General features: G+C 50.1%; 22 protein-coding genes. 20 read left to right on the forward strand and 2 right to left on the reverse strand.

The genetic code is table 11. From position 1 onward, the window contains the following. Nucleotides 1-229: 229 nt before the first annotated feature. From DW085_RS15200 to DW085_RS15270, 16 genes are all read left to right on the forward strand, one after another. Nucleotides 230-1,174 carry an ROK family glucokinase gene (locus tag DW085_RS15200; protein WP_118493425.1) on the forward strand — a complete coding sequence of 315 codons (945 nt, stop codon included), beginning with the start codon at nt 230-232 and terminating at the stop codon, nt 1,172-1,174. Nucleotides 1,175-1,546: 372 nt separating this feature from the next. Further along, the gene (locus tag DW085_RS15205; RefSeq protein ID WP_118469398.1) at nt 1,547-3,211 is read left to right on the forward strand and encodes a putative manganese-dependent inorganic diphosphatase; all 1,665 of its coding nucleotides are present in this window, start codon (nt 1,547-1,549) and stop codon (nt 3,209-3,211) included. Nucleotides 3,212-3,305: 94 nt separating this feature from the next. Next, entirely contained in the window at nt 3,306-3,581 is a 276-nt protein-coding gene (locus DW085_RS15210) for a type II toxin-antitoxin system HicB family antitoxin (protein WP_107001743.1), read from the forward strand. A gap of 12 nt (nt 3,582-3,593) precedes the next feature. After that, nucleotides 3,594-4,280 carry a flavin reductase family protein gene (locus DW085_RS15215; RefSeq protein WP_338126573.1) on the forward strand — a complete coding sequence of 229 codons (687 nt, stop codon included), beginning with the start codon at nt 3,594-3,596 and terminating at the stop codon, nt 4,278-4,280. Beyond that, nucleotides 4,277-4,813 (forward strand): shikimate kinase, encoded by a 537-nt coding sequence (locus DW085_RS15220; RefSeq protein ID WP_022360009.1) that lies wholly within the window; start codon nt 4,277-4,279, stop codon nt 4,811-4,813. The genes DW085_RS15215 and DW085_RS15220 overlap by 4 nt, the downstream gene beginning before the upstream one ends. 196 nt (nt 4,814-5,009) lie before the next feature. Next, nucleotides 5,010-6,290, forward strand: a complete 1,281-nt coding sequence (locus DW085_RS15225; protein ID WP_107001742.1) for a DUF1576 domain-containing protein — start codon at nt 5,010-5,012, stop codon at nt 6,288-6,290. 101 nt (nt 6,291-6,391) lie between these two features. Then, entirely contained in the window at nt 6,392-8,071 is a 1,680-nt protein-coding gene (locus DW085_RS15230; protein ID WP_107001741.1) for a potassium/proton antiporter, read from the forward strand. Between the two features lie 155 nt (nt 8,072-8,226). Continuing rightward, nucleotides 8,227-8,778 carry a TetR/AcrR family transcriptional regulator gene (locus DW085_RS15235; RefSeq protein ID WP_181357261.1) on the forward strand — a complete coding sequence of 184 codons (552 nt, stop codon included), beginning with the start codon at nt 8,227-8,229 and terminating at the stop codon, nt 8,776-8,778. Nucleotides 8,779-9,138: 360 nt separating this feature from the next. Continuing rightward, nucleotides 9,139-10,260, forward strand: coding sequence for an efflux RND transporter periplasmic adaptor subunit (locus tag DW085_RS15240; RefSeq protein ID WP_227589701.1), 1,122 nt, complete (start codon nt 9,139-9,141; stop codon nt 10,258-10,260). Continuing rightward, nucleotides 10,257-13,307 (forward strand): efflux RND transporter permease subunit, encoded by a 3,051-nt coding sequence (locus tag DW085_RS15245; protein WP_107001739.1) that lies wholly within the window; start codon nt 10,257-10,259, stop codon nt 13,305-13,307. The genes DW085_RS15240 and DW085_RS15245 overlap by 4 nt, the downstream gene beginning before the upstream one ends. A gap of 88 nt (nt 13,308-13,395) precedes the next feature. After that, a complete protein-coding gene (locus tag DW085_RS15250; protein WP_107001738.1) occupies nt 13,396-14,055 on the forward strand; it encodes a TetR/AcrR family transcriptional regulator in 660 nt (219 codons plus the stop codon). 2 nt (nt 14,056-14,057) lie between these two features. Next, complete coding sequence (locus DW085_RS15255) at nt 14,058-15,299, forward strand: TolC family protein (RefSeq protein ID WP_181357260.1); 1,242 nt, start codon at nt 14,058-14,060, stop codon at nt 15,297-15,299. 111 nt (nt 15,300-15,410) lie between these two features. Beyond that, nucleotides 15,411-16,619, forward strand: a complete 1,209-nt coding sequence (locus DW085_RS15260) for a TolC family protein (protein WP_118469379.1) — start codon at nt 15,411-15,413, stop codon at nt 16,617-16,619. Nucleotides 16,620-16,935: 316 nt separating this feature from the next. Beyond that, on the forward strand, nt 16,936-18,363 hold the full coding sequence (locus DW085_RS15265) for an amino acid permease (protein WP_107001735.1): 1,428 nt from the start codon (nt 16,936-16,938) through the stop codon (nt 18,361-18,363). After that, the gene (locus DW085_RS20685) at nt 18,360-18,641 is read left to right on the forward strand and encodes a hypothetical protein (RefSeq protein WP_347475119.1); all 282 of its coding nucleotides are present in this window, start codon (nt 18,360-18,362) and stop codon (nt 18,639-18,641) included. Before DW085_RS15265 ends, DW085_RS20685 begins: the two co-directional genes overlap by 4 nt. Next, nucleotides 18,584-19,672: a M18 family aminopeptidase gene (locus tag DW085_RS15270; protein WP_347475120.1), complete on the forward strand. Its 1,089-nt coding sequence runs from the start codon at nt 18,584-18,586 to the stop codon at nt 19,670-19,672. The genes DW085_RS20685 and DW085_RS15270 overlap by 58 nt, the downstream gene beginning before the upstream one ends. A gap of 146 nt (nt 19,673-19,818) precedes the next feature. Here the strand turns inward: DW085_RS15270 and DW085_RS18915 are convergent, their stop codons facing one another. After that, nucleotides 19,819-20,739 carry a LysR family transcriptional regulator gene (locus DW085_RS18915; RefSeq protein ID WP_182430899.1) on the reverse strand — a complete coding sequence of 307 codons (921 nt, stop codon included), beginning with the start codon at nt 20,737-20,739 and terminating at the stop codon, nt 19,819-19,821. 211 nt (nt 20,740-20,950) lie between these two features. Between DW085_RS18915 and DW085_RS15285 the strand changes: the two genes are divergently transcribed. The 4 genes from DW085_RS15285 (at nt 20,951) to DW085_RS15295 (ending at nt 24,284) form a co-directional block, all read left to right on the forward strand. Then, nucleotides 20,951-21,814 carry a DUF6282 family protein gene (locus DW085_RS15285; RefSeq protein WP_118493429.1) on the forward strand — a complete coding sequence of 288 codons (864 nt, stop codon included), beginning with the start codon at nt 20,951-20,953 and terminating at the stop codon, nt 21,812-21,814. 13 nt (nt 21,815-21,827) lie between these two features. Then, the gene (locus DW085_RS15290) at nt 21,828-22,817 is read left to right on the forward strand and encodes an SLC13 family permease (protein ID WP_243034056.1); all 990 of its coding nucleotides are present in this window, start codon (nt 21,828-21,830) and stop codon (nt 22,815-22,817) included. 32 nt (nt 22,818-22,849) lie between these two features. Continuing rightward, nucleotides 22,850-23,140 (forward strand): hypothetical protein, encoded by a 291-nt coding sequence (locus tag DW085_RS19975; RefSeq protein WP_243015341.1) that lies wholly within the window; start codon nt 22,850-22,852, stop codon nt 23,138-23,140. Nucleotides 23,141-23,285: 145 nt separating this feature from the next. Continuing rightward, nucleotides 23,286-24,284, forward strand: a complete 999-nt coding sequence (locus tag DW085_RS15295; RefSeq protein WP_118493431.1) for an isocitrate/isopropylmalate dehydrogenase family protein — start codon at nt 23,286-23,288, stop codon at nt 24,282-24,284. A gap of 74 nt (nt 24,285-24,358) precedes the next feature. On the opposite strand, the gene pepD is transcribed toward DW085_RS15295, so the two are convergent. Continuing rightward, nucleotides 24,359-25,807 carry a beta-Ala-His dipeptidase gene (pepD, locus tag DW085_RS15300; RefSeq protein ID WP_182430900.1) on the reverse strand — a complete coding sequence of 483 codons (1,449 nt, stop codon included), beginning with the start codon at nt 25,805-25,807 and terminating at the stop codon, nt 24,359-24,361. Nucleotides 25,808-25,847: the final 40 nt, after the last annotated feature.

Below are 25,847 nucleotides of genomic sequence, written 5' to 3' on the forward strand. Positions count from 1 at the left end.
TGCTGATTTTGGTAAAAAAATAAGATAAAAGACAGGCACCTGTCTGTCGGCAGAAAAGAATGCGGTACCGCTTAAGCAGAAATGCGCCTTTCTCCGGCAGGCAGGTGTATTTTGCTTTCCAAACCTTGCAAAACGGGGATGCATTGCGTATAATAAGAGCCAGCGCAGAAAAAAGATGAGGGCATAGAAGAAAGGCTGCCAGTGCAGCCGTAAGGGAAGGGATCCAGACATGGAAAAAAAATGTATTGGGATAGACGTCGGTGGAACGACGGTTAAGATTGGTCTTTTTGAGACGGACGGAACGCTTGTTTATAAGTGGGAGGTTCCGAGCCGCAAGGAAGAGAATGGGGCGTACATTCTTCCGGATGTAGCCGCTTCGATCAGGAAGAAATTGAACGAGCGGGGAATTCCGATGGATGCCGTGATCGGCGCAGGCATGGGATTTCCGGGACCGGTGCAGCCGGACGGCTATGTGGAGGTCTGCGTCAACTTAGGATGGCGCGATCTGAACCCGCAGAAGATTTTGAGTGAGTTATTAGATGGAATGCCGGTCCGCTCCGGTAATGATGCTAACGTGGCGGCGCTCGGCGAGATGTGGCAGGGCGGCGGCAAGGGCTGCCATGATATCGTGATGGTGACGCTGGGAACCGGTGTCGGCGGCGGCGTGGTACACGATCAGAAGATCGTTGCAGGACGCCACGGACTGGGCGGCGAGATCGGTCATATCCATATCCGCGAGGGCGAGAAAGAAACCTGCAACTGCGGCGGACACGGCTGCCTGGAACAGGTAGCGTCCGCGACCGGTATCGCCAGGGAAGCGAGACGGAAGATGGTGGCAAAGCCGGATGCGTCGGTGATGCGTGCCTACGGTGATGCGATCACCGCAAAAGATGTGCTGGATGCGGCAAAAGCTGGGGATTCACTGGCGCTGGAGGTTATGGACACCGTGTGCTATTATCTCGGATGGGCGCTGGCGACTATTTCGATGACCGTGGATCCGGAGATTTTTGTCATCGGAGGCGGCGTGTCAAAGGCGGGGACTTTTTTAACGGATTGGATTGACCGCTATTACCGTGAATTGACCCCGATCTCTGAGAATAAGGGCGAGGTTCGCCTGGCAACATTGGGAAATGACGCAGGTATCTATGGGGCGGCGAGACTGATCTTAGATTAGGCGCCTTGTTTTGAGTGACAGAGTGCAGGGTAAATGGTCTGGACGTTTGAAGGAAATAGAGATAGAAAAACGTCCAGATATGACGAAAATATGCTGTAGACAAGAGGAGACCCCGGAGCGGTCAAGCATCCGGGGCAATTATGAAAAATCTATGTGCAAAATTACTATAAAACAAATTTAAAAAGTGAAATCTTTTATGCTTTTAGTATAAAAATAAGATATGAATAAAATATGAACACCGTGTAAACAGATTATGAAAATTGGCGATTTTGTACAAAAAAGTTTCATGAATCAGAGGTTTCTCTATCAAAACAGAGGATAGAAAGAAAAATGGCAGAATTTGCAGCGCACGGTGCGAATCAGGAGGAAAAAATGGCAGCAGAAAAAGCAAAGAAAACGATTGTAATTGGACATAAAAACCCGGATACGGATTCGATTTGTTCTGCAATCGGCTATGCGAATTTCAAAACACTTCAGACGGGCGGCGAATATGTACCGTGCCGTGCCGGAGAACTGAACCCGGAGACAACCTTCGTACTGGATTACTTTAAGGTAGCTGTGCCGAAACTGATTAAATCCGTCAAAACGCAGGTCAAGGATATTGAGATCCGCGAGACTCCAGGTGTTTCCAAGAATATTTCCCTGAGAAAAGCATGGAACCTGATGCAGGAGGATGGTCTGGTAACACTTCCGGCTGTTACCGATAAGAATATACTGGAAGGTCTGATCACAGTCGGCGATATTACCCGTTCTTATATGAATGTATACGACAGCAGCATTCTTTCCAAAGCATGCACCCAGTATGCAAATATCATCGAGACCCTGGAGGGCGCGATTTTTGTTGGCGATGAGAAAGAGTACTTTGATAAAGGAAAAGTCCTGATTGCGGCAGCTAATCCGGATATGATGGAATATTATATTGAAGAGAACGACCTGGTTATCCTCGGCAACCGCTATGAGTCACAGCTGTGCGCGATCGAGATGGGTGCAAGCTGTATCATCGTGTGTGAGGGCGCTGGCGTTTCCATGACGATCAAAAAACTGGCACAGGAGCGCGGCTGTACCGTCATCACAACTCCGTATGATACCTACACGGCAGCCCGTCTCATTAACCAGAGTATGCCGATCAGCTATTTCATGAAGACTGAGAAGCTGATCACCTTTGATACAGATGATTTCATCGATGATATTAAGGATGTGATGGCAAGCAAGCGTTTCCGTCATTTCCCGGTACTCGATAAAGAAGGCAAATACAAAGGCCTGATTTCCCGCCGTAACTTACTGGGTGCGCGCGGCAAGAACGTGATTCTGGTCGATCACAATGAGCGCGGCCAGGCGGTAGACGGCATCGAGAATGCCAATATCCTGGAGCTGATTGACCACCATCGTCTGGGTACTGTGGAGACAGTCGGACCGGTCTTCTTCCGTAACCAGCCGCTCGGCTGTACGGCAACAATCATCTTCCAGATGTACCGCGAACAGGGGCTGGAGATCGACAAGACCATCGCAGGTCTGCTCTGCAGTGCGATCATCTCCGATACGCTTCTGTTCCGTTCTCCGACCTGCACACCGATGGATCGGGCAGCAGCGGTTTCTCTGGCTGAGATGGCAGGCATCAAGCTGGATGAGTTCGCAAACCAGATGTTTGAGGCAGGCAGCGAGTTAAAGGGCAAGAGCGATGCAGAGATTCTGTATCTGGATTTCAAGAAATTCTCAGCTGGAAAGACAAACTTCGGCGTCGGTCAGATCAACTCCCTGAATGCAGAGGAGCTTGGAAAGCTGAAGAACCGTATGCTGCCGTTTATGGAGAAGGCGCGTGAGGACGAAGGTCTGGATATGCTCTTCTTCATGCTGACGAATATCCTGACGGAGACGACCGAACTTCTCTGTGTTGGACAGGGGGCGGCACAGGTTGTGGCAGATGCGTTCCACGTAGGTGATGCAAATGAAGAGCTGAAGCAGACGGCAACACTGCCGGGCGTTGTTTCCAGAAAGAAACAGCTGATTCCGGCACTGACAGTGACACTGGAGCAGTAAATCAGGTGACAGTGCGCGGACGGGATTGTTTCATACGGAAAATCCAGTGATAGTTCGTGCAGGGCAGGAAGGTCGGACGGAAAGGAAGGATACCATGACATTTGTATATCCGGCGGTTTTTACGCCTAAGAAAGATGGAAAAGGGTATGATGCATATTTCCCGGATTTGGAGTGCTGCGAGGCGGAAGGTCCGGATCTGGAGGATGCGGTGGAAAATGCGCGGGAGGCAGCGTACAACTGGATCAGCCTGGAGCTGGAGGAAGAGGGCGATCTGCCGGCACAGACGCATATCGATGATATGAGCCTGCCGGAAGGAAGCATGGTGAAACAGATCATGGTCCGGATCAAACTTCTCCCGGACAACGATTAAGAGGATATAGGGATGGCACAGAAGAGAGCGGCTGGAAAGCCAGAAGAGCGTCGCCGGGGAGGAGCAAGGCAGAACCCGGAAGGACAGTTGAAAAAACGGATGGAGATCCGGAACACTCCGGGACCGCGCGCCCAGTGGAAGCCGGGCAATATGATTTATCCGGTTCCGGCGGTGCTGGTCACAGTGGCGGACTGCGAAGGAAACAGCAACATCATCACGATTGCCTGGACGGGCACGATCTGTACGAACCCGCCGATGGCGTACATTTCGGTGCGCCCGGAGCGCTATTCTTACCATATGCTGCGGGAGAGCGGTGAGTTTGTCATCAACCTGGCGACGGAGTCGATGGCGTATGCGACCGATTACTGCGGCGTCCGCTCCGGCAGGAATGTGGATAAATGGAAGGAGACAGGGCTCACACCGGTTCCGGCGCAGACGGTGAAGGCGCCGGTGATCGCCGAAAGCCCGGTCGCGATCGAGTGCCGGGTGACCGAAGTCAAGGAACTGGGGTCACATCATATGTTTCTGGCAGAGGTAACGGGTGTCAGCGTGGACGAGCAGTGGCTCAACGAGCGCGGCAGCCTGGAGCTTGCAAAGGCGGAACCGATTGTGTATTCGCATGGCGGCTATTATGGGCTTTCAGAGCTTCTTGGAACATTTGGATGGAGTGTAAAGAAAAAGAAGAGGTGCCAAAGATGAAAAATAATGTAACCCTGATTGGTATGCCGTCCGCAGGAAAGAGCACGGTCGGAGTGCTTTTAGCAAAGAGACTGGGCTATTCCTTTATAGATGTGGATTTGCTGATTCAGGAACAGGAAGGTAAGCGTCTGCGCGAGATCATCGAAGAACAGGGACTGGATGGATTTCTCGATGTGGAGAATCGCGTCAACGCGGGGGTGGAAGCCGAGCAGGCGGTCATCGCACCGGGGGGCAGCGTGATCTACGGAAAGGAAGCGATGGAACATTTAAAATCCATCGGACTGGTTGTCTATCTGAAAATTACTTATGACGAGCTGGTAAAACGCGTCGGCGATGTCAAGGACCGCGGCGTGGCGCTGAAAGACGGCATGACACTTCTGGATCTCTACCATGAGAGGATCTCGTATTTTGAGAAATACGCAGACATCACGATCGACGAGGAAGGTAAAGAGCTGGGGGCGGTGGTTGATGAGCTGCGCGAAATATTGGAAGAGCGCGGTTATGTGCTGGGAAGTGCGCCGGAGGAAGAGTAACAATTTCACATGAGAATGGGGGCAGCCGGTTCTGTCGGACGGGTTTCATAACGGGTTACAGTGAGAAAAAAATCAGTTGCAAAACAGTTGAAAATCCAATACAATAGAATAGTAACCATTTTTATAGAATGTTAACAGTCGGGGGTGCAAAGATGCGGAATCTTTTTTGCATCCCTTTTTTGAAAGGTGTGCGTATATGACTACAGTGAAATCTCTGTCCAGAGAGATGAAATTCTTTCTTCTGGCACTGATTCCGATCTATTTCATTTCAGTGGGGCTGATTATACAGCCGTTTGACTCCATTGTGACTGGTATCTATGAAATCATAAGGGAACCGGATTTCCTGATCACCGATTATATTGCGGTCGGCGGCATGGGAGCCGCGTTTGTCAATGCCGGGATGATGGCGCTTATCAGCATCTACTTTGTCTATAGTCTTGGGATGGAGATGGACGGGCATACGATCACATCCTGCTGTCTGATGTTTGGATTCTCTTTGTTCGGAAAAAATCTGATGAATATCTGGGCGATTTTTCTGGGTGTATTTCTCTATGCAAAATATCATAAAATGCACTTATCCAACTATATTTATGTCGGCATCTACGGAACGAGCCTGTCTCCGATCATCACACAGCTGATGCACGTGGTGGAGCTGCCGCTCTGGCAGCGCTTCTGTGTGACGATTCTGGTGGGAATCTGTATCGGATTCGTGCTTCCACCGCTCGCGACGCATTCCCACTATGCCCATAAGGGATATTCCCTTTATAATGTGGGATTTGCCTCTGGCATCATTGCGACGGTCCTGGTCTCCACGTTTAAGTCCTTTGGAATTGAGACGGAGGCGCGTCTTATCTGGTCCTCCGGCAATGATGCGATGCTTTTAGGGCTGCTATTTGTCCTGTTTGCAGGCATGTCGGTGGTGGCAGTGCTGTGGCGCGGAAAAGATACGCTTTTAGGGTATGAAAAACTCCTTGCGACAACGGGAATCGGCGGTACCGATTACCTGCTGGAATTGGGCGGTGCGGTGACGCTTCTCAACATGGGACTCAATGGTCTGTTTGCGACCTTCTTTGTGCTGGCAGTCGGTGGAAACCTAAATGGACCGACGATCGGCGGAATCTTTACCATCGTTGGATTCAGTGCGACTGGAAAACATTTGCGGAATATTTTCCCGATCATGGCGGGCGTCTGCATTGCGAGCACCGTCCGGGCGTGGGATATCACGAATCCGTCGGCACTTCTGGCGCTGCTCTTTTCCACGACGCTGGCGCCGATCGCCGGAGAGTTTGGAATTTTATGCGGCGTGTTAGCCGGTTTTCTGCACGCGTCGGTGGCGCTCAATGTCGGGATCGTGTATGGGGGCATGAACCTCTATAACAATGGATTTGCGGGCGGTATCGTCGCAATGTTCCTGGTGCCGGTGATCCAGTCGATCCGCGACCGGAGGGCGCGGGCGAAGGGAGATCTGTCGCTGTAAGATTTCCTCTTTTTAATGGAATCTTAACACGAAAGAGGCATAGAGATATTGTATCATTATAAAAACACCACATTTATGATACCTACTAAACATAGAAAGGAATGATACATATTTCAACTTCATTTGCGCTTCTGGTCGTAGCGATTATTATCCTTGTCTGCATCGCGGGAAGCCGTCTTTCGGGGCGGCTGGGGGTGCCGACGTTGTTTATTTTTATTATGCTGGGAATGCTGTTTGGATCGGACGGTATTTTTAAGATTCCATTCGGCAATTTTGCACTGGCGGAACAGGTCTGCTCGGTGGCACTGATTTTTATCATGTTTTACGGCGGGTTCGGCACGCGCTGGAGTGAGGCGAAGCCGGTCGCGGGGCGGTCGATTTTGTTATCCTCGGTGGGTGTAGTGCTGACGGCGCTTTTGACCGGCCTGTTCTGTCATCTGGTGCTTAAGATGGCACTGATGGAAGGAATGCTTCTCGGCGCAGTTCTTGGATCGACCGATGCGGCATCCGTGTTCTCGATCCTGCGTTCGCGCAAGCTGAACCTCAAATACGGCACGGCATCCATGCTGGAGTTAGAGAGCGGAAGCAACGACCCGTTTGCGTACATGATGACGGTGATTCTGCTGTCTGCGATGACGGGGAGTGTGAGCGGCGGTTCGGCGGTTCTGCTTTTGATCCGCCAGCTCGCATTCGGGCTTTTGACCGGCGCGGCGATCGCGTTTCTGGTGACATGGCTTTTAAAGCGGTATGCCTTTTATGGCGAGGGATTTGACACGATCTTTGTCTTTGCGGCGGCAATCATTTCCTACGCGCTTGCATCCCAGATTGGCGGAAATGGCTACTTAAGTGTGTATTTGACCGGTATTATCCTCGGAAATCAGGAGCTGAAGAACCAGAAAGCGCTGGTTGGCTTCTTTGATGCGTTTACCGGTATGATGCAGATGCTTCTGTTTTTCTTACTGGGACTTCTGGCGTTTCCTTCGCAGATGCCGTCGATCGTGCTTCCGTCGATCGCAATCGCATTGTTTTTAACATTTGTGGCGCGTCCGGCGGCGGTTGGCTTGCTGCTCGCGCCGTCGAAACCGCCGATCGGGCAGTATCTGGTTATTTCCTGGGCGGGTCTGCGCGGTGCGGCATCAATCGTATTTGCGATCATGGCGACGCTCAGTGAGGGATATATGAAATATGATATATTCCACATTGTGTTCTGCGTTGTTTTATTTTCCATCATTTTTCAGGGTTCGCTGCTTCCGAAGGTGGCAGAAAAATGTGACATGATTGACAACTCGACCGATGTCATGCGGACGTTCTCGGACTATACGGGCGATATGCAGATTCAGTTCGTGCAGCTTCCGATCGGGGACAATCATCCGTGGAAAAACCGTAAAATCTGTGAGATCGAGATGCTTCCGGGTATGTTAATCACAGTGATCCGGCGCGGCGCGCAGACGATTGTGCCCAAAGGACAGACTGTAATTCAGGAAGGGGATACCGTCGTCTTGGGTGCAGAGGGCTTTACGGACAGCCAGGGAATCCTTTTAAAAGAGATTTTGATGACACCAGATCACCGCTGGTGTGGTAAGAAGATCGCGGAGGCGCGCTTCTATAAGAATACGATCATTGTGATGATAAAGCGGGGCAGCCAGATCATCATTCCAGACGGCGGTACGCAGATACTGGAAGGCGACCGGGTGGTTGTATACTCGCAGAAACTGCCGCAGGTGGAAGGGCGTGTGAAACACGAAATCGGACCGGCCGTATCGGCTGCTGTTCACAAGTAAGCACGTTTTCTTACGGCACTTTCGGTTCCAAAAGTGCCTATCCGTGAACAGTAACGCGGATTCATAGTAGGAACATGGAAATTTCAGGCAATACTTGCAGTTTGTTGAATTATAAACTATACTTAAACAACAACGGTTTGCCGGAGGAAAAGAGTATGCAGCAGGGAAATACGAAGGAACGGATTGTAGAGGCTTATATCGAGCTGGAGTCGGAAAGACCGGTCGAGAAGATCACGGTCACGGCGCTGGTCGAGCGGAGCCGGATCACAAGAAAAACATTTTATTATTACTTTAAAGATATATATGATTTGATGGAATACCGGATGGAACGCGAGATGAAGCGCGTCATGGAAGAGACGATGAGCCAGCCAGATCCGGAGAAGGCGCTGACACAGCTGTATATGTATATCATGGAAAATCAGAAGCATATCAGGGCATTGTCCGAGTCGGTACAGTTCATGGCGCTGCGCCGTCAGATGGGAGAAAAGGTGTACCAGTATTTTTATAACCATCTGGAGCGGATTGGTATGTTTAAGAACCTGACGATGCCGGAGGCGGCGATGGCGGTGCAGATCATCATTTTCTCGGTTATGGGAGTTGCGTTTGACGCGCCGTTTAAGGATGAGGCGGATGTGAAGGAGCGCGTCGCCACGTTCATGAGCGTGATCCGCAAATGCACCGGGCGTGACCCTATGCAGGTCCGTTAGGAAAGCAGGTTTCCGGCAGTTTTGAGAATTATTGTAACTGTTCAGTAGGTCTGCGCGTGACTGTGAAGGTACTGAACAGTTACGAATTATTATCAATTAGAAAATGGAACAAGGAAACGCAGGAGGAATCAGCGGTATTTGGTTGGTTTTTTCTGCGTTTTTGCTGTCATGTACCCGGAAAAAACGGTCAGCGGCAGGAGAATTCGGGTGCCATGAAAAAAAGATGAACATGGATAGATACATTTTGGCGAATTTGTGTACACACCTGTCCGAACTTGGGAGTGGCAAAGTGTATACGAGATGAGTAAAATATAGACTGAGAAAAATTTTTACCAAGAACAAGCATAGATGGAGGAAATTATGAAAAAAAGAGGAAAGATTCTGGCGCTGGCTGCGATTGTAGTTGTTGGCGCTGTCGTTTTGTCCCGATGCGGTCATAAGAATACGGCGGTGGAATATGAATCCCGTCCAACCGTAAGAGTAGAAAATCCGGTTCGTCAGGACATCAGCTTGTACACGGATCTGACCGGACTGGTAGAGCCGCAGTCCCGCGCGAGCGTCATGCCGAAGATGAGCGGCGAGGTGCTGGAGGTTTACTTCCAGGCGGGTGATACGGTCCAGGCAGGGCAGGCGCTGTGCAAGATCGATTCCGACGCGTTGACAGCGTTAAAGCTACAGGTGGATGCGGCTTCCGTTGCCTTAAAGAATGCGGACAGCAATTTAAGCCGTACCCAGGCGCTCTTTGCTGATGGTTTTGTCTCCCAGGAGGCGATGGAGCAGGCACAAAACAGCGCACAGAATGCGAAGATTTCCTATGAATCTGCGAAGAACCAGTACGATCTGCAGGTGAAATACACGACCGTGACGGCGCCGATCGACGGTGTGATCGAGTCCCGGAGCGTCGAGCCGCATGATCATGTATCTCCGGCAGGCGAGATCTGCACGATCTCCGGTGCCAGCCAGTTACAGGTTAAATTCGGCATCACCGAGAAGATCCACCAGACGATGGAGTTGGGCGACAGCGTGACGCTGGAGAAAAATGGTGCGGATTACACCGGTACTGTAACCGAAATCGGATCTATGGTCAACGAGAGCAGCGGCCTTTATGACGCGCGTGCGATGGTGCCGGATGCAGCAGGTCTTACGAATGGTTCTCGCGTAAAAATGACGGTTATCATGGACCATGTCAGCCAGGTGCTGACCGTTCCGGTCGATGCAGTCAGCTATGACAACGGTGCCCCGTTTGTATATCTCTATGAGGATGGAAAAGCGGAGAAGACCGAGATCGAAGCAGGTATCTATGACGATGAAAATATGGAAGTAAAATCGGGTCTGACGAGTGACAGCCAGGTCATCGTGAGCTGGAGCAACGAGCTGGTGGATCAGGGAGAAGTCCTGTTAGCACAGGATACCGATGGCGCGCAGACAGACGGAAACAATGAGACAGCAGCGGAGACGACAGAGGCAGGTGACAAAGAATGATTCGACTGACAAAACTCGCACTGCGGCGTCCGGTTACCATCATTCTCTGTCTGATTACCATCGCGTACTTCGGCCTTCAGTCCGTCATGGGCATGAAGCTGGAACTGACGCCAGAGATGGAGATGCCGATGTTAATCATCGCTACGGTGTATCCGGGAGCCAGCCCGGAGGACGTAACCGATCTGGTTACCAAGAAAGAAGAAGATGCGATCACATCATTGGACTCGGTCGATAAGGTACAGTCCATTTCCCGTGAAAATGTATCGATCGTCATTGTCCAGTATGAGTACGGTACCAACATGGATACCGCATACATTAACCTGAAAAAGGCGATAGATGGCATTCAGAGCGATCTGCCGGACGATGCCAACGATCCGAATATCATGGAGCTGGATATCAACTCGATGGCGACGGTTACGCTGGCAGTCAGCGGCGACGCTGATCAGAACCTTTATACATATGTAGATGACAAAATTGTTCCTGAGTTTGAGAAATTAAGCTCGGTCGGCGAGGTTTCGATTGCCGGCGGTCAGGATAGCTACACCCGCGTGGAACTGATTCCGGAAAAACTGGCACAGTACCACCTGAATATGAATACGGTTGCACAGTTAGTCGGTGCCGCCGATTTCACGATCCCGGCGGGCGATGTCCGGGTTGGAAAACAGGATCTCGACGTCAGTGTCGGCAACGAATTTAAGAGCACGGAAAGTCTGAAAAATGTCGTACTTCCGCTGGCAAACGGTGAGACGATCCATCTTTCTGATATCGCAAATGTCTATGAGGCGCTGGAGGATGCAAGCTCGATCGGACGTTACAATGGCGAAGATGTTATCTCCCTGGGAATCAAAAAACAGCAGAGTTCCACCGCGATCGAGGTTTCCAACCAGGTAACCAAGAAGGTGCAGGAAATTGAAAAGCAGTATCCGGGTCTTAAAATCACCGTGGTAGATGATGCCAGTGACACGCTGAAACAGTCTTTAAGCAGCGTAATCCAGACCCTGATCCTGGCGATCATCCTGTCCATGATCATTCTGTTCTTATTCTATGGCGATTTGCGTGCGTCGGTCATCGTAGGTACGTCCATTCCGATCTCCGTTGTATTGGCGATCATTTGTATGGCGGCGATGGGATTCTCAATGAATATTATTTCCCTGACGTCGCTCGTTCTCGGTGTAGGTATGATGGTTGATAACTCGATCAACGTCCTCGACGGATGTTTCCGGGCAAAGGAAAAACTGGATTTCTATGATGCGGCGCTGGAAGGTACGCGCACGATGATCGGCTCGATCACCGGCGGTACGCTGACAACCTGTGTTGTATTTATTCCGCTTCTGATGTTAAATGGTATGTCTGGACAGCTCTTTACACAGCTCGGGTACACGATCATTTTCTGTATGACGGCTTCCTTATTCTCAGCAGTCATCATCGTGCCGCTCTGCTATATGTTCTGGCATCCGGTTGAGAAGGATCATGCGCCGGCAGGACGTATAATCAAAGGCATCCAGGGCTGGTATCGCAAGCATATGCCGCATGTCATCAAGCGCTATGCGCTTGTATTCGGAACGACTGCAGTGCTGGTTGTCCTGTCCATCCTCATGGCGTCCAGACTGAACCTGGAGCTGATGTCTTCGATCGATGAAGGTATCGTCACGATGACGATCAAGACGAAACCGGGTTATTCGGTATCGGCGATCCGTGACACTGTGCTCGATCTGGAAAATATGGTAGAGACAGACGAGGATGTGGATCATTACCTGATGACATATGGAAACAGTGGTGTCAGCATGACTTCCGGAAGTGATGTGACGCTGAATGCCTACTTAAAAGATAAGAGAAAACTTTCCACGGACGAGGTTATCGAGAAGTGGAGATATGCGACACAGAACTACGTTGATGCGACCATTACCTTGGAACAGGGCAGCAGCAGTATGAGCAGCAGCATGAGCAGCGGTGATTCAATTGAGGTGGATCTGCAGAGTACCGATTACGACACCCTAAAGAAGGCAGCGGATGATCTGGTAACTGAGCTTCGCAAGCGCGAGGATGTTATGCAGGTACATTCTTCTGTTGAGAATGCGGCGCCGGTTATCAAGGTAAATGTGGATCCGGTTAAGGCAGAGGCAGAGGGACTGACCCCGGCCAGCATCGGTTCGATGGTATACAGTAATTTAAGCGGTGTGAAAGCGGCGACGATCTCCGTCAACGGCAATGATCAGGACGTGAAGGTAGAATTTGCGCCGGATCGCTACGATTCCATCGCGAAACTGCAGGGCATGATGATCACGACGGCGACGGGTAATACGCTTCCGCTGGAGGATCTGGCAGAGATCTACTACCAGGATAGCCCACAGGAGATTTCACGAAAAGAGAAACAGTACCAGGTATCGATCACGATGCAGGCACAGGCAGATTATAAGAAGACGGCTGAAAAAGATGTCAAGAGCTTCGTGCAGAACTGGGAATTCCCGTACGGCGTTGAGATGGCGACCAATAGCCTGGATGAGTCGATGGGCGAGGAGCTTTCCGCGTTGGGAATGGCGCTTGTCACAGCGATCTTTCTGATTTTCATTGTCATGGCGATCCAGTTTGAGTCCCCGAAATTCTCCCTGATGGTTATGGCAACGATCCCGTTCAGTTTGATCGGTTCCTTTGGATTCCTGTTTCTGGCGGACTGCCCGATCAGTATGAACTCCATGCTTGGTTTCCTGATGCTGGTCGGTACGGTTGTAAACAACGGTATTTTATACGTGGATACGGTGAACCAGCTGCGGATGGAGATGCCGTTAGACGAGGCGCTGGTAGAAGCCGGTGCGATCCGTGTACGCCCAATCTGCATGACGACACTGACGACCATCATTGCGATGATCCCGAACTGTCTGGCATTTGGTAAGGCGGGCAAGATGATGCAGGGCTTAGCGCTTGTAAACGTCGGCGGTCTGGTTGCGGCGACGATCCTGACGCTGGTACTGCTTCCGTCCTTCTACCGGGTGGTTTATAACATGGGAAAAGGCAAAGAAGATGAGTATGATAAGCTGGACTGCGACTAAGGAAAAGCAGGTTAAGCAGTGAATCTGTCAGGCGGCGGACCCGGGGCGGGGAAGCTGCCTGTACGGATAGAAAAAGGGGGAGAAGAAGATGCCGTCGGAACGATTTAAGCGATTGCCGGAGGAAAAACAGAAGAAAATCCGGGACGCGTGTATGGCTGAATATACGCGGACAACGATAGAAAAAGCATCGCTCAACCGTATGATAGAAGATGCCGGGATCTCCCGGGGCAGTTTTTATACGTATTTTGACAGTAAATGGGATGTTTTAGGATATCTGTGTGAGAGTTTTATCAATGAATTTTATGAGTGCGGCGTGCGCTGCCTTGAAGAGGCGCAGGGGGACATCTGGGAGATGTTAGGGCAGTTTTTAAACGGTTCGCTTGCCCTGTGCCGCGATGAGAGACGCACCGATTTCATCCGCAACATCATGGAGTGCAGCAGCCGCGAGGCGCTGATCTTTGATATATTCAGCTCCGATCCGGACAGTCCACGCGCCGTGCGTGGACGGAAGCTGGAACGTGCCGCCTATGAGTCGTGCGTGGGAAAATCCTTGCGGAAGATGGGCTGGGAGGAATATATGAGTTTTTTCCGCATGGCGATGATGGCGATCGCGATGGAGATCAAGAGCTTTCACGACGGAGTTCCGGAAAACCGTATCCGGGAACGGTTTGCCCTGACACTCGGCATCCTGAAACGGGGCGCTGGGATAGAATCGGGAGCGGGCGCGCAGAGCGCCGAAAGGAAATGAAGATGAGTAAGATGAAGAAAAACAGGAAAAAACTGTTTGCCATTCTTTTACAGGCGGCGTTAGTCAGCACGGCTATGACGATGCCGGCATATGCGGCTAAAACGCCGGGGATCGGCTCAGATGCGCTGGTTGGCGACGATGCGACCGGTCCGGTGCTGACGGGCGGCAATACCGAGGTGGAGGAGGAAACTTCCCCGTACACCAAAGAACAGCTAGAGGATGGGACGCTGGAATATGGCGAGATCGCATGGCGAATCGAGGGGTACAACAGCACGTACTTAAACCTGCGTTCCCAGCTCTACAGCCAGACGACCAGCCAGTCGGCGGGAACTGCCCTGGCGGCAGAGGCGAGCGCCCTCATGGAAGATGCGATGGACCTGAAGTCCGACGATATGGATGCGGAGACGAGAGAGCTGTTTGAGGGCTACAAGGCGGCAGCGAGAGAGCTGCGCAAACAGGGGGCAAAGCTTACGAACAAGGAGCTTTCCGGCACCTATGCCCGGACCCTGCGTCAGACAAAGAATAAGTTAGTCAAGGCGGTGCAGAACTTGCTCATCCAGTATGAGGAACTGCTCCCGCAGGTGGAAACAGCGAAAAAGAATGTGGAAATGTGCCAGGTAAATGCCGATGCCGCACAGAAGATGCAGGCGCTCGGCCGTGCTTCTGCGCAGGAGGTCCTGACGGCGCAGAAGGCGCTGCAACAGGCCAATTCCAGCGCCCAGCAGGCAGAAAACGGGGCATTGCAGCTCAAACAGAATATTTTAATGCTACTTGGATTTGGCGCGGATGCGCCGGTAACCTTTGCGGATGTGCCGGTTCCGGATGCGTCCCGGATCGCGGCAATGGATCTGGGTACCGATACACAGGCGGCAGTCAGTGCGAATTATGATCTGATGTCGGTACGTGCAAATAAGGCAACGGGTTCTTCCAACCGTACGGTCAAAAAAAGAAACGTTGCTTATACCGAGGATTCGGTGGCGATCACAATCCAGAACCTCTATGCGGCGGTAGTATCCAAGAAGCAGGCGTATGACAGTGCAGCAGCCGGATATCAGGCGGCCGCGCAGAGTTACGAGGCGGCAAAGCGCCAGAACGCACTGGGAATGCTCTCAAGAGCCAATTATTTGGGGCTTGAGTGTTCCTGGCTCAGCAGCGTGGCATCGTATAAGACCGCCGAGCTGGAATATACCAAAGCGGTGGAAAATTATGAGTGGGCAGTTAGAGGCCTGATTGTAAGCAAGTAGTTCGTCAGGAATTTGCCGTATTTAAATGCGAAGCCACGGCAAATTCCGTTACTGGACACGTATGCGTGAACCGTAACGTGAATGGGAACAGAAAGGAAGTAGGAACCGGAAATGAAACATAGAAGAAGGAAAACGGCGCTTCTGAGCGCAGCGGCAGCAGCGGTTCTGGCATTGCAGGGATCATTTGCGGCGCTGGCTGCCAGCCCGCAGTTCGCCTACGATGCGGATACATGGGCGAAGCTTCAGGACAATGTGATGGAATACAGCGAGCTGCCGTATCTGGTACAGGAGTACAACCCGACGTATTTAAACAACCAGACAACCTATCAGGCAGGACGCGATACAAAGAATGCGAAGGAAGTGCAGGATAAGCAGTACAATCAGGCAAATGACCTGTATGACAGCGCGGATAACCTGCGGGATCAGGCAGACCAGATTGAGGATTATCTGGCAGTGCCGGGCATGGCAAGTGCGTATGCCAGCCTGATGTCTGCATCGGTGATGGTCGAGCAGAATGCATTAAAAACGCAGCAGTCGGCCGATGCCTCCTACCGCGACAGCGAGATGGACCGTCTGGACTATATGAACAGCCAGGATGCGGTCGTGGTACAGGTAGAGGCAGCGTTTGCGGCGTATAATCAGGTCAAAAAGACAATTCCGCTGATGGAGAAATCGCTGGAACTGCAGGAACTGACACTGCAGATGACTCAGAAACGCCAGCAGCTCGGTCAGGCGACCCAGATTGATGTGTTAAATGCACAGAAATCGCTGCAGTCGCTTCAATCCACATTGACACAGACGAAAGCGGGGCTTCAGACCCAGCACCAGCAGCTCTGCGTCCAGACCGGCTGGACCTATGACGCGGAACCGGATATCCAGGATCTGCCGCAGGCGGATCTTGGACGGATCGCGGCAATGAACCTGGCGGCGGACACACAGACGGCGCTCCAACAGAACCTGTCCTTACAGTCCAATAAGCGCGGCTATGCCAATATGGCAGAAGGTTCAGCTGATAAGAAAAACATGGACCGCACCATCAAGAACCAGGAGCAGACGATCCGCTCCAGTATGCAGACACTCTACAACGACATCATGCAGAAGCAGACAGCCCTGCAGCTTGCCGATGCGTCTCTGGCAGCAGAGACGCAGGCGATGAATGCGATGCAGAAGAAGCTGGAGCTTGGCATGACGACCCAGATGGAGTACAAGAGCGAGGAAGTCTCCGTACTGGAAAAGCAGATCGATAAGGAGACAGCTAACATGAACCTGCAGCAGGCGATCGAGACGTATGAGTGGGCGCTGAAAGGTTACATGAAGTAGGGACAGAAGTTAAGTTTCTGGCACTTCCTCTGCGCGGGGGTTAACGTGGCGCTGGAGGAGCTGTGTATATCGAAAATGATATAATAAAATATTTATAAAACAAGAGGCAAAAAGCGGCGTTTTCTTTCGAATCGCCGCTTTTTTTGGGGAAAAAATAGGTGCATATTGTATGGATTTAACAAAAAATAGCCACAAACTACAGAATACTACCGATTCGGACTGGAAAATACTGGGTTAATAAAAAAATACTTTTGACAATTAACGCAGCATATGAGAAAATAAAAAAGATACTTTCAGTAAGGAGAGAAAATAAGATATGAACAAATCACAACAAAACAAAATCAAGTGGTATATGCTTTCCTTTATGTGTTTCTCCACCCTCTGGGGATTTGGAAACGTTTTAAATGGTTTCGTATACTTCAATGGAACACAGGTTATCTTCTCCTGGATTCTGATGTTCGCACTGTACTTTGTACCGTACGCACTGATGGTCGGAGAGCTTGGTTCCGCATTTAAGAATTCGGGCGGCGGTGTCAGCTCCTGGATTCATGAGACAACCGGCGCGAAGGCTGCATACTACGCAGGTTGGACCTACTGGGCTTGCCATGTCACCTACATCGCATCGAAGGGATCCGGCGGTCTGAAAGCGCTGAGTTGGATGATTTTCCAGAACGCAGAGAAGTATGCGTCCTTTAACACGAAAGCGGTTCAGTTAGTTACCTTTGCGGTACTGCTGTTCTTCTGCTGGGTTGCAAGCCGCGGCTTAAACCCGTTAAAGAAACTGGCTACCCTGGCGGGAACCAGTATGTTTGTCATGAGTATCCTGTACATTCTGCTGATGTTTGCTGCACCGGTCATCAATCCGAACGGTGGTTACCTGTCGGTGGATTTCAGCTTGAAAAACCTGATTCCGCATTTTGATTGGAAGTATTTCAGCAGCTTGTCCATCCTTGTATTTGCAGTCGGCGGCTGTGAGAAGATCTCCCCATATGTAAACAAGGTAGAGGATCCGTCCAAGGGATTCCCGAAGAGTATGATTTTTGCAGCGATCATGGTAATCGTCTGCGCGATCTTCGGTACAATCGCGATGGGTATGATGTTCGATGTATCCTTGGTTGAGGCTAATTTTGACTCTTACAATGCGAATGGACAGTACTGGGCATTCCAGAAACTGGGTGAGTATTACGGCGTTGGAAACCTGATTATGATCATTTATGCAGCCTGCAACGCGATCGGCCAGTTCTCGACGCTGGTAGTCAGCATCGATGCACCGCTTCGTATGCTGCTTGACAACGAGGATGCGCGTCAGTTCATCCCGACCAAGCTCTTAAAGAAAAACAAATTTGGCGCTTACGTCAATGGTATCTGGATGGTAGTCATCCTGTCCGGTTCCATCATTCTGGCTCAGGTTCTGGTTCCGAATGCGGATACGGTTCTGCGCCAGCTGACACAGCTTAATTCGGTTACCATGCCGATGCGTTATCTGTGGGTATTCTTTGCGTACTTCATGCTTCGCAAACATTCAGATAAGTTTGAGCGCGAGTATCGTTTTGTGAAGAACAACGGAGTGGCACTGGGCTTTGGCGCATGGTGCTTTATCCTGACCGCAGCCTGCTGCTTATTAGGTATGTACAAACAGGGTGATCTGTACACAACCATGCTGAATGTCATCACACCAGTCGTTCTGGTAGCACTGGGACTGATTTTACCGGCGATTAAGAAGAGAGAAGGGAAGTCTGCATGATGAATGCTGCGAAGGAATTATTGACTTTTATTGAGAACAGCCCGAGTATGTTTCATTCGATTGAGACGATCAAGGGAATGCTGGATGAGGCAGGTTTTACCTATCTGCCGGAGAGAACTTGCTGGGACGTGAAGCAGGGCGGAACGTATTACACGATCCGCAACCATTCCAGTATCATTGCGTTCCGCGTCGGAAAGGAACTGGGCGATTACCATTCCAGATGTGCGCCTCCCACAGTGATTCACCGACTTACAAGATCAAGAATGTACCGGAGTTAAATGGTCCGGGCGAGTATCTGCGCCTCGATGTGGAAGCATACGGCGGCATGATCGACAACACCTGGTTTGACCGCCCTCTGACCGTTGCAGGCCGTGTACTGGTAAAAGACGGTCAGGGCGTGAGCGCGAGACTTCTGTACATCGATAAAGACCTGCTCATCATTCCGAACGTAGCGATTCATTTCAACCGTGAGGTGAACAATGGATACAAATACAACCGTCAGGTTGATTTATGCCCGCTGTTCTCTGCCGGTGAGCTGAAAAAAGGCGCGTTTGACGCGATGATTGCGAAAGAGCTTGGTGTGGCAGCGGAGGATATTTTAGGAAAGGATCTCTTCCTTGTAAACCGCCAGCCGGGTACGATCTGGGGGTATGCGGACGAGTTCATTTCCAGTCCGAAACTGGACGACTTACAGTGCGCTTACGTTTCCCTGAAAGCATTCCTGGAGGCGAAGAATGAGCGCGATGTCAGCGTATACTGCTGCTTCGACAATGAGGAGGTTGGTTCCAATACGAAGCAGGGGGCGATGTCCACCTTCTTACAGGATGTCCTGCACCGCATCAACGGCGCACTTGGCAAGACGCCGGAGGACTACTATCAGGCAGTTGCCGGTTCTTTCCTCGTAAGCTGCGACAACGCACACGCCGTTCACCCGAACCACGGGGAGAAGACGGATGCAGTCAACTGCTCCTGGATGAACAAAGGTATCGTCATCAAGGAGAGCGCGAACCAGAAATACACCACGGACGCATTCAGCCGTGCGGTATTTACGAATGTCTGCAATGAGGCAGGTGTTCCGGTTCAGGTGTTTGCAAACCGCAGTGATATTTTAGGCGGTTCCACCCTTGGAAACCTTTCCAACACGCAGGTCAGCGTCCATGCCGTCGATATCGGTCTGCCGCAGCTTGCGATGCATTCCTGCTACGAAACGGCAGGTGTGAAGGACGTTGAGTACGCAATCCGCGCACTGACGAAATTCTACCAGACCACTCTTCAGATTGAAGGGGCAGAGCGGGTTTGCTTTGAGTAAATATAGTTAAAAGAACAGCCGCTTCGCGAAGGATGAAATGAATCGCGGGGCGGCTGTTTTTGATAGAATGAAAATGGTTAGAAAACGGAAAAACGGTAAATCCAGCAGCGCTGAAACGTTTTGTTTTGATGTTTAATTCGCGAAAATTATTTCCGCAGCAGCTCCGGCGCCATCTCCTGAAACAGCTTCGCGAGCGCCATCGCCGCCCGCGAGCGGTATTTTCCAGCGGGCCAGGCGAGCGCCAGATCGAGGAAAATACCATCTTTCCCGATCCGCAGATAGCGGAACTCATCCCGCATGATGCGGCAGGAACGGTAGGTAAACGCGAGTCCGACCCCCTCCCGCGCCATCGCCGCAGCAAAGGAGGCGGAGAGGTAGGTGTCGAGCCCCAGAGGTTCCACACCTGCCTCGCGCAAGGACCGGCGGGCAGTCCGTCCGAGGACGGTGCTGGGCGGGCCCAGAATATATTCAAATGGTGCGGTGTCCTTTAGGTCGATCCACATCTGTTCCGGATCCGATTCGCATGGCTTCGCAAACCTCATGACCGGGTGATCGGCGGTAGTGGCGATCATGATCTCATCCCGCATCAGGGAATCCACACCGTGTTTGATTCGGACCGGCGGCGCGGCGATCAGCGCCAGATCTAAAAGTCCCTCTAAAATCTTATTTTCCAGATCAATGCTGTCCATCTCACAGATCTCCACGTGAACCCGTGGATACAGGGCATGGAATTTTTTCAGAACCGGCGGCAGCAGGTACGTCCCCCGGTAGGTGCTGATGCCGAAGATGACGGTGCCGCCCTTTAAATTTTCAATATCCGAAGCCTCACTGCGCGCCTCCTGGTACTGCTGTAAAATCTGTCTGGCATGGAAAATAAACGCCTCCCCGGCAGAGGTTGGACGGACTCCGCGGGCTGTTCGGACGAAAATCGGCGTTCCCAGATCCTGTTCAAATAGGCGGACTGCCTGACTTAAGCTTGACTGCGCCATAAACAATTTTTCGGCCGCGCGGGAGATGCTCCCCTCGTTAGCGACGGTTACGATATAGTCTAGTTCTTTTAAATCCATGAGAATCCCCCTCGCGAGATATCGGAATTTCCGATATCTGGTATAACAAATCTTGCCTTTCTCCGATAACAAAAATAGTATAAGATAAAAATAAGCAAAAATCAATGGCAGAGACTGAAGCGACGGCTGGAAAATCGAATAGGAATCCGGCGAGGGAACGCTGCTTTGAAAAAGCCTCTGTGGACGATTACAAATAGGAGGAATAAGCAAGATGAAACAGGATTTAATGAAGGGTGTTATCGACATGCACGTTCACACGAATCCAGATCTGCGTCTGCGGGCGTATGATGATTTCGAACTGATGGAGGCGGCGATCCGGGTTGGGGCACGCGCTATCGTCATCAAGACGCATCAGGGAACCACGATGGATCGGGCGTATCTGTGCAACCGCCACAACGAGATTGTACACGGGAAAATGAACAATTTTACGATGTTTGGCAGCATTACCTTAAACAAGGTAGTCGGCGGCATCAATCCGAAGGCAGTCGATGTGGCGCTTCGTCTGGGTGCTAAGGTAGTATGGCTTCCGACCCAGTCGGCCAAAAACCATATGCAGAAGATGAATCAGGATCTGAGCCAGTGTGTGGAAGTAGTGAAAGATGGTAAAATTGTACCGGAGCTGCGTTCAGTGTTGGAGCTGATTCGTGACCACAACGCTGTACTGGGAACCGCACATATTGCACCGGAGGAGATTTTCACTGTTGTGGAAGCTGCCCGGGATATGGGAGTAAAAAACATCGTTGTAACCCATCCGGAATGGTGGATTGTAGGCATGAGCCATGAGGATCAGCTTCGCCTGGTAAAGGATTATGACGTTATCTTAGAGCGCTGCTATGCACAGAACATGGGCGGCGGAAAGTATAAGAGCAATCTGGCAGACAACCTGGAACTCATCAAAGAGGTTGGCTATAAAAATGTCATGGTTGATACCGATGGCGGCCAGACAGAAAACCCGCATTGGGAGCTGGCGCTGGCAGAATATATGCAGTATCTGGTAGATCATGGAATTCCGGAAGAACACGTGTACCATATGACACACACTATTCCGGCAAAACTGTTGGGCATCGAAGAATAGGGGGACGCGTCATATGTTAAGTGCAGTTTTGGTGGCATCCATTGCGGTTGCCGTTATATTGGGATATAAAACGAAAATCAATACGGGATTTTTCTGTATTGCCTTTGCATACTTGATTGGTTGTTTTGGCATGGGATTGAAAACAAAAGAACTGATTGGCTTCTGGCCGGTCAGCACCATGTTCGTCATCTTGTCAGTATCACTGTTTTACAACTTTGCAGCTGTGAATGGAACCCTTGAAAAAATGTCGGCCAGTCTTCTCTATATGTGCCGTAAGTTTCCGGGCATGCTTCCTTTTGCATTATTTTTTGTAGCAGTTGTACTTTCTGTTATGGGTGCTGCATACTTTACCGTTCTGGCATTCCTGGCACCGATTACCATCCTTATCTGTGAGGAAGCAAAGATGGACAAGCTGACCGGTGCGGTGGCGATCAACTGCGGTGCACTGGCAGGCGGAAACTTCCCCACAGCTTCGCTGGGCGTCGTATTCCGCGGTCTGATTGATACTGCCTATGAGTCAGAAGCGGCCATTGAAGCAACCAATTCCTTTGTAGATGAAATGAAAATTTTCGCCTTTGCGATTGTATTTTCCCTGATTCTGATTGCGATTTTCCGTTTTGGCTTCAAGAGCAACCGCGGTATCGGAAAGGGCGTAACCTTTAACCGTCCGGAACCTTTTGATAAAAAGCAGAAAACAACCCTGCATTTAATGATTCTGATGATGGTAATTGTCCTGGTATTCCCACTCTTAAAGATGGCAGTTCCTGGTAATGAACTGATTGGAAAAATTGCTGGAAAGGTTGATGTAGGACTGGTGGCATTCTGCTTTACCATCATCGCACTGCTCTTTGACCTGGCGCCGCAGAAGGAAGTGATTGCACGTGTTCCGTGGAACACCATCCTCATGATTGCCGGAGCCGGTATGCTTATCGCCGTTGCAGTTCAGGCAGGTACCATTGATGCATTATCCGCATGGATTGGTTCTAATGTTCCGACAGCCTGATTCCGCTGGCATTCAGCTTTGTAGGCGCATTTATGAGTTTCTTCAGCTCTACGACAGGTGTTGTAGCACCGGCCCTGTTCCCGCTGATTCCGGGACTTGCGGCAGCAACCGGATTAAATCCGGCAGCGCTCTTTGCTTGCACGATTCTTGGTGCACAGAGCAGTGCGATCAGCCCGTTCTCATCCGGCGGCAGCCTGATTCTTGGTTCCTGCGGAAACGAGGAGGACCGAAATCACTTATTCAACCGTCTTCTCTTTGTAGCAGTACCTATCAGCGTTATCTGCTGTGCGGTATATAATCTGATTGTAGCAGTTGTTCTGTAAGTGAAATTTAATTGAGAAGTTGTTTGTTCGAAAAGCTGTCAGCCTGTTCTGGCAGCTTTCGATGAAATTTTTAATGGATTTTTGCGCGTGACCGTGAAGGTACTGAACAGTTACGAATGGGAAAATCAAGAAGGAGGATAAAGAAATGAGTCATAAAATTACAGTATTTCGCGGCGATGGTATCGGACCGGAGCTGGTTGATAATGTATTAAAAATCTTAAAGGCGGTAGATGCTCCGCTGGAATATGAAATTTTCAATGTTGGTGAGGATGAGTGGAAACGCAATGGTGCCCTGATTCCGGAGGAAGCATATGCTTCCTTTGAGCGCACCAAAGTACTCTTAAAATCCCCGATTACGACTCCGGTTGGAAAGGGCTTCCGCTCTCTGAATGTAACACTCCGCGGACAGTATGACCTGTATGCCAATATCCGCCCGGTTAAGTCCAACGCAGCCGTAAAAACTCCGTTTGAGAATGTGGATATCGTGATTTTCCGCGAAAATACAGAAGGTCTTTATGTTGGTGTAGAGGAGCAGGTAAATCCGGATACGGTTCATGCAATTAAGATTGTTACAAGACAGGCAAGCGAGCGCATTATCCGCGATGCATTCGAGTATGCGAAAAAGAACGGACGCAAGAAAGTAACCTGTATTCATAAGGCAAATATCCTGAAAATGTCCGATGGCATGTTCCTTTCCATTTTCAAAGAGATTGCAAAGGAATATCCGGAGATTGAAGGTGATGATAAAATCATCGACAACACCTGCATGCAGCTTGTCATGAACCCGAACCAGTTTGATGTTATGGTAATGCAGAACCTGTACGGAGATATTCTTTCAGACCTGTGCAGCGGTCTGATCGGTGGACTGGGACTCGTTCCATCCAGCAACATCGGTTCTGACTATGCGATGTTCGAGGCCGTACACGGCAGCGCACCGGATATTGCCGGCAAGCACCTGGCAAATCCGACCGCATTCCTGTGGTCTGCCTGCATGATGCTAGAGTACTTAGGTGAAAATGAGACCGCCGGACGCATCCGCAAGGCTGTGGATGAAGTGCTGGCAGAAGGCAAACACCTGACAAGAGATCTGCATGGAACTGCAACGACAGAAGAATATGTAGAAGCAGTCATTTCAAGACTGTAAAACTTCATACATTCATGGCAAAAGCCCCGGAGTTTGTGATTCCGGGGCTTTAATACAATATATTGTGCTAAATACTAAGCTTTTGCAATCTCCTGAAGGATCGCAATGATTACTTCTTCCATCCGATAGAAAGATTCCACATCTGCTTTTTCATGCGGTGTATGAACATCATAAAGATTTGCACCACAGGAAATCATATCGATATGCTCTCCCAGTTTTTCTGCCAGATATCCACATTCAATTCCGGCATGAATTCCTGTGAAAACAGCATCTTTTCCAGAATACTCACGGTATGTCTTCGCACAAATATCACGAAGTTTAGATTCTTTACGATATTCCCACTGCGGATAATCACCATGGAAGGTGCAGCTCATTCCCAGAGCCTTCGATAATATCTGCATTTTTTCTTTTAACTGTGCTTTTTCTAATTTCACAGAACTTCTTCCGGAACACAGGAACTCAAGCGCTCCATCCTGAATCGTCATACTGCCTATATTAGAAGATGTCTGTACCATTTCTACATTTTCTCTGGTTCGGTTGATAACGCCGCACGGAAGAAACGTAATTGCCTCGATAATCAAATTCACCGTTTCCTCTGTAAACACAGTTACCTCTTTTTTCTGCTCTTCCCTCTCCAGGCGGAATGACAGGTTTTCTGTTTCAGAAAACTGTGCTGTGAGCATTTCTTCCAGTTTAGAAAGCACTTTTAATAATGCCTCCTCGTCCTGGTTTGATGTGTGCATAACAATCGTTCCCTTAGATGCAATCGCATTTGCTTTTCCAGGCGCATCCAGCGAAGAAATACGTGCAAATGGAGCAATATGATAAAGAATTCTTCCCACAAGCTGAATTGCATTCGCTTTTCCAAGAGCTATATCCAGGCCAGAATGTCCTCCGCTTAATCCACATAAAGTTAATGTATATGTAATATCTTCCGTTGAGCCCGTATATTTCAGCGGAAGGGAAAGATCGGTTCTGACTCCTCCTGCACAGCTCGTAAAGAAAACACCTTCTTCTTCTGCATCCAGGTTAATCAGATAACTCCCCTTGACATCTGTAAGTTCCAGATGCTTAACTCCCTCTAGGCCTACTTCTTCACCGGAAGTAATTAAAATTTCCAGAGCTGGAAGCGGCAGATCATTTCGATCCAGCAGATCCATTGCATAAGCAACTGCCAGTCCGTTATCCGCACCAAGAGAGGTTCCATCCGCTGATTTCAAATAACCATCTTCTTCTGCAACATGGATACCATCTTCATACTTATGAGTGCTATCTGCGCTCTTTTCATAGACAATGTCCATATGACCCTGCACAATAACAGTTGGTCCGTTATACCCAGGAATCGTTGACGGTTTCCGAATCAGCACATTATGATGGGCATCCCGTTCTGCCTGCAGGCCTCTGGCTTTTGCAAAATCAAGCAGATACTGGCTGATAGCCTCCTCGTCACCGGTTTGTCTCGGAATAAGGCAGATATCTTTAAAATATTGAAGCAGCTTTTCATTTTTAGATTGTCTTTCCATAAATATAATCTCCCCATACATACAATTTGACACGAAAGTT

The organism is Clostridium sp. AF50-3 (genome assembly GCF_003477445.1).
GTDB classification, from domain to species: Bacteria; Bacillota; Clostridia; order Lachnospirales; family Lachnospiraceae; genus Otoolea; species Otoolea fessa.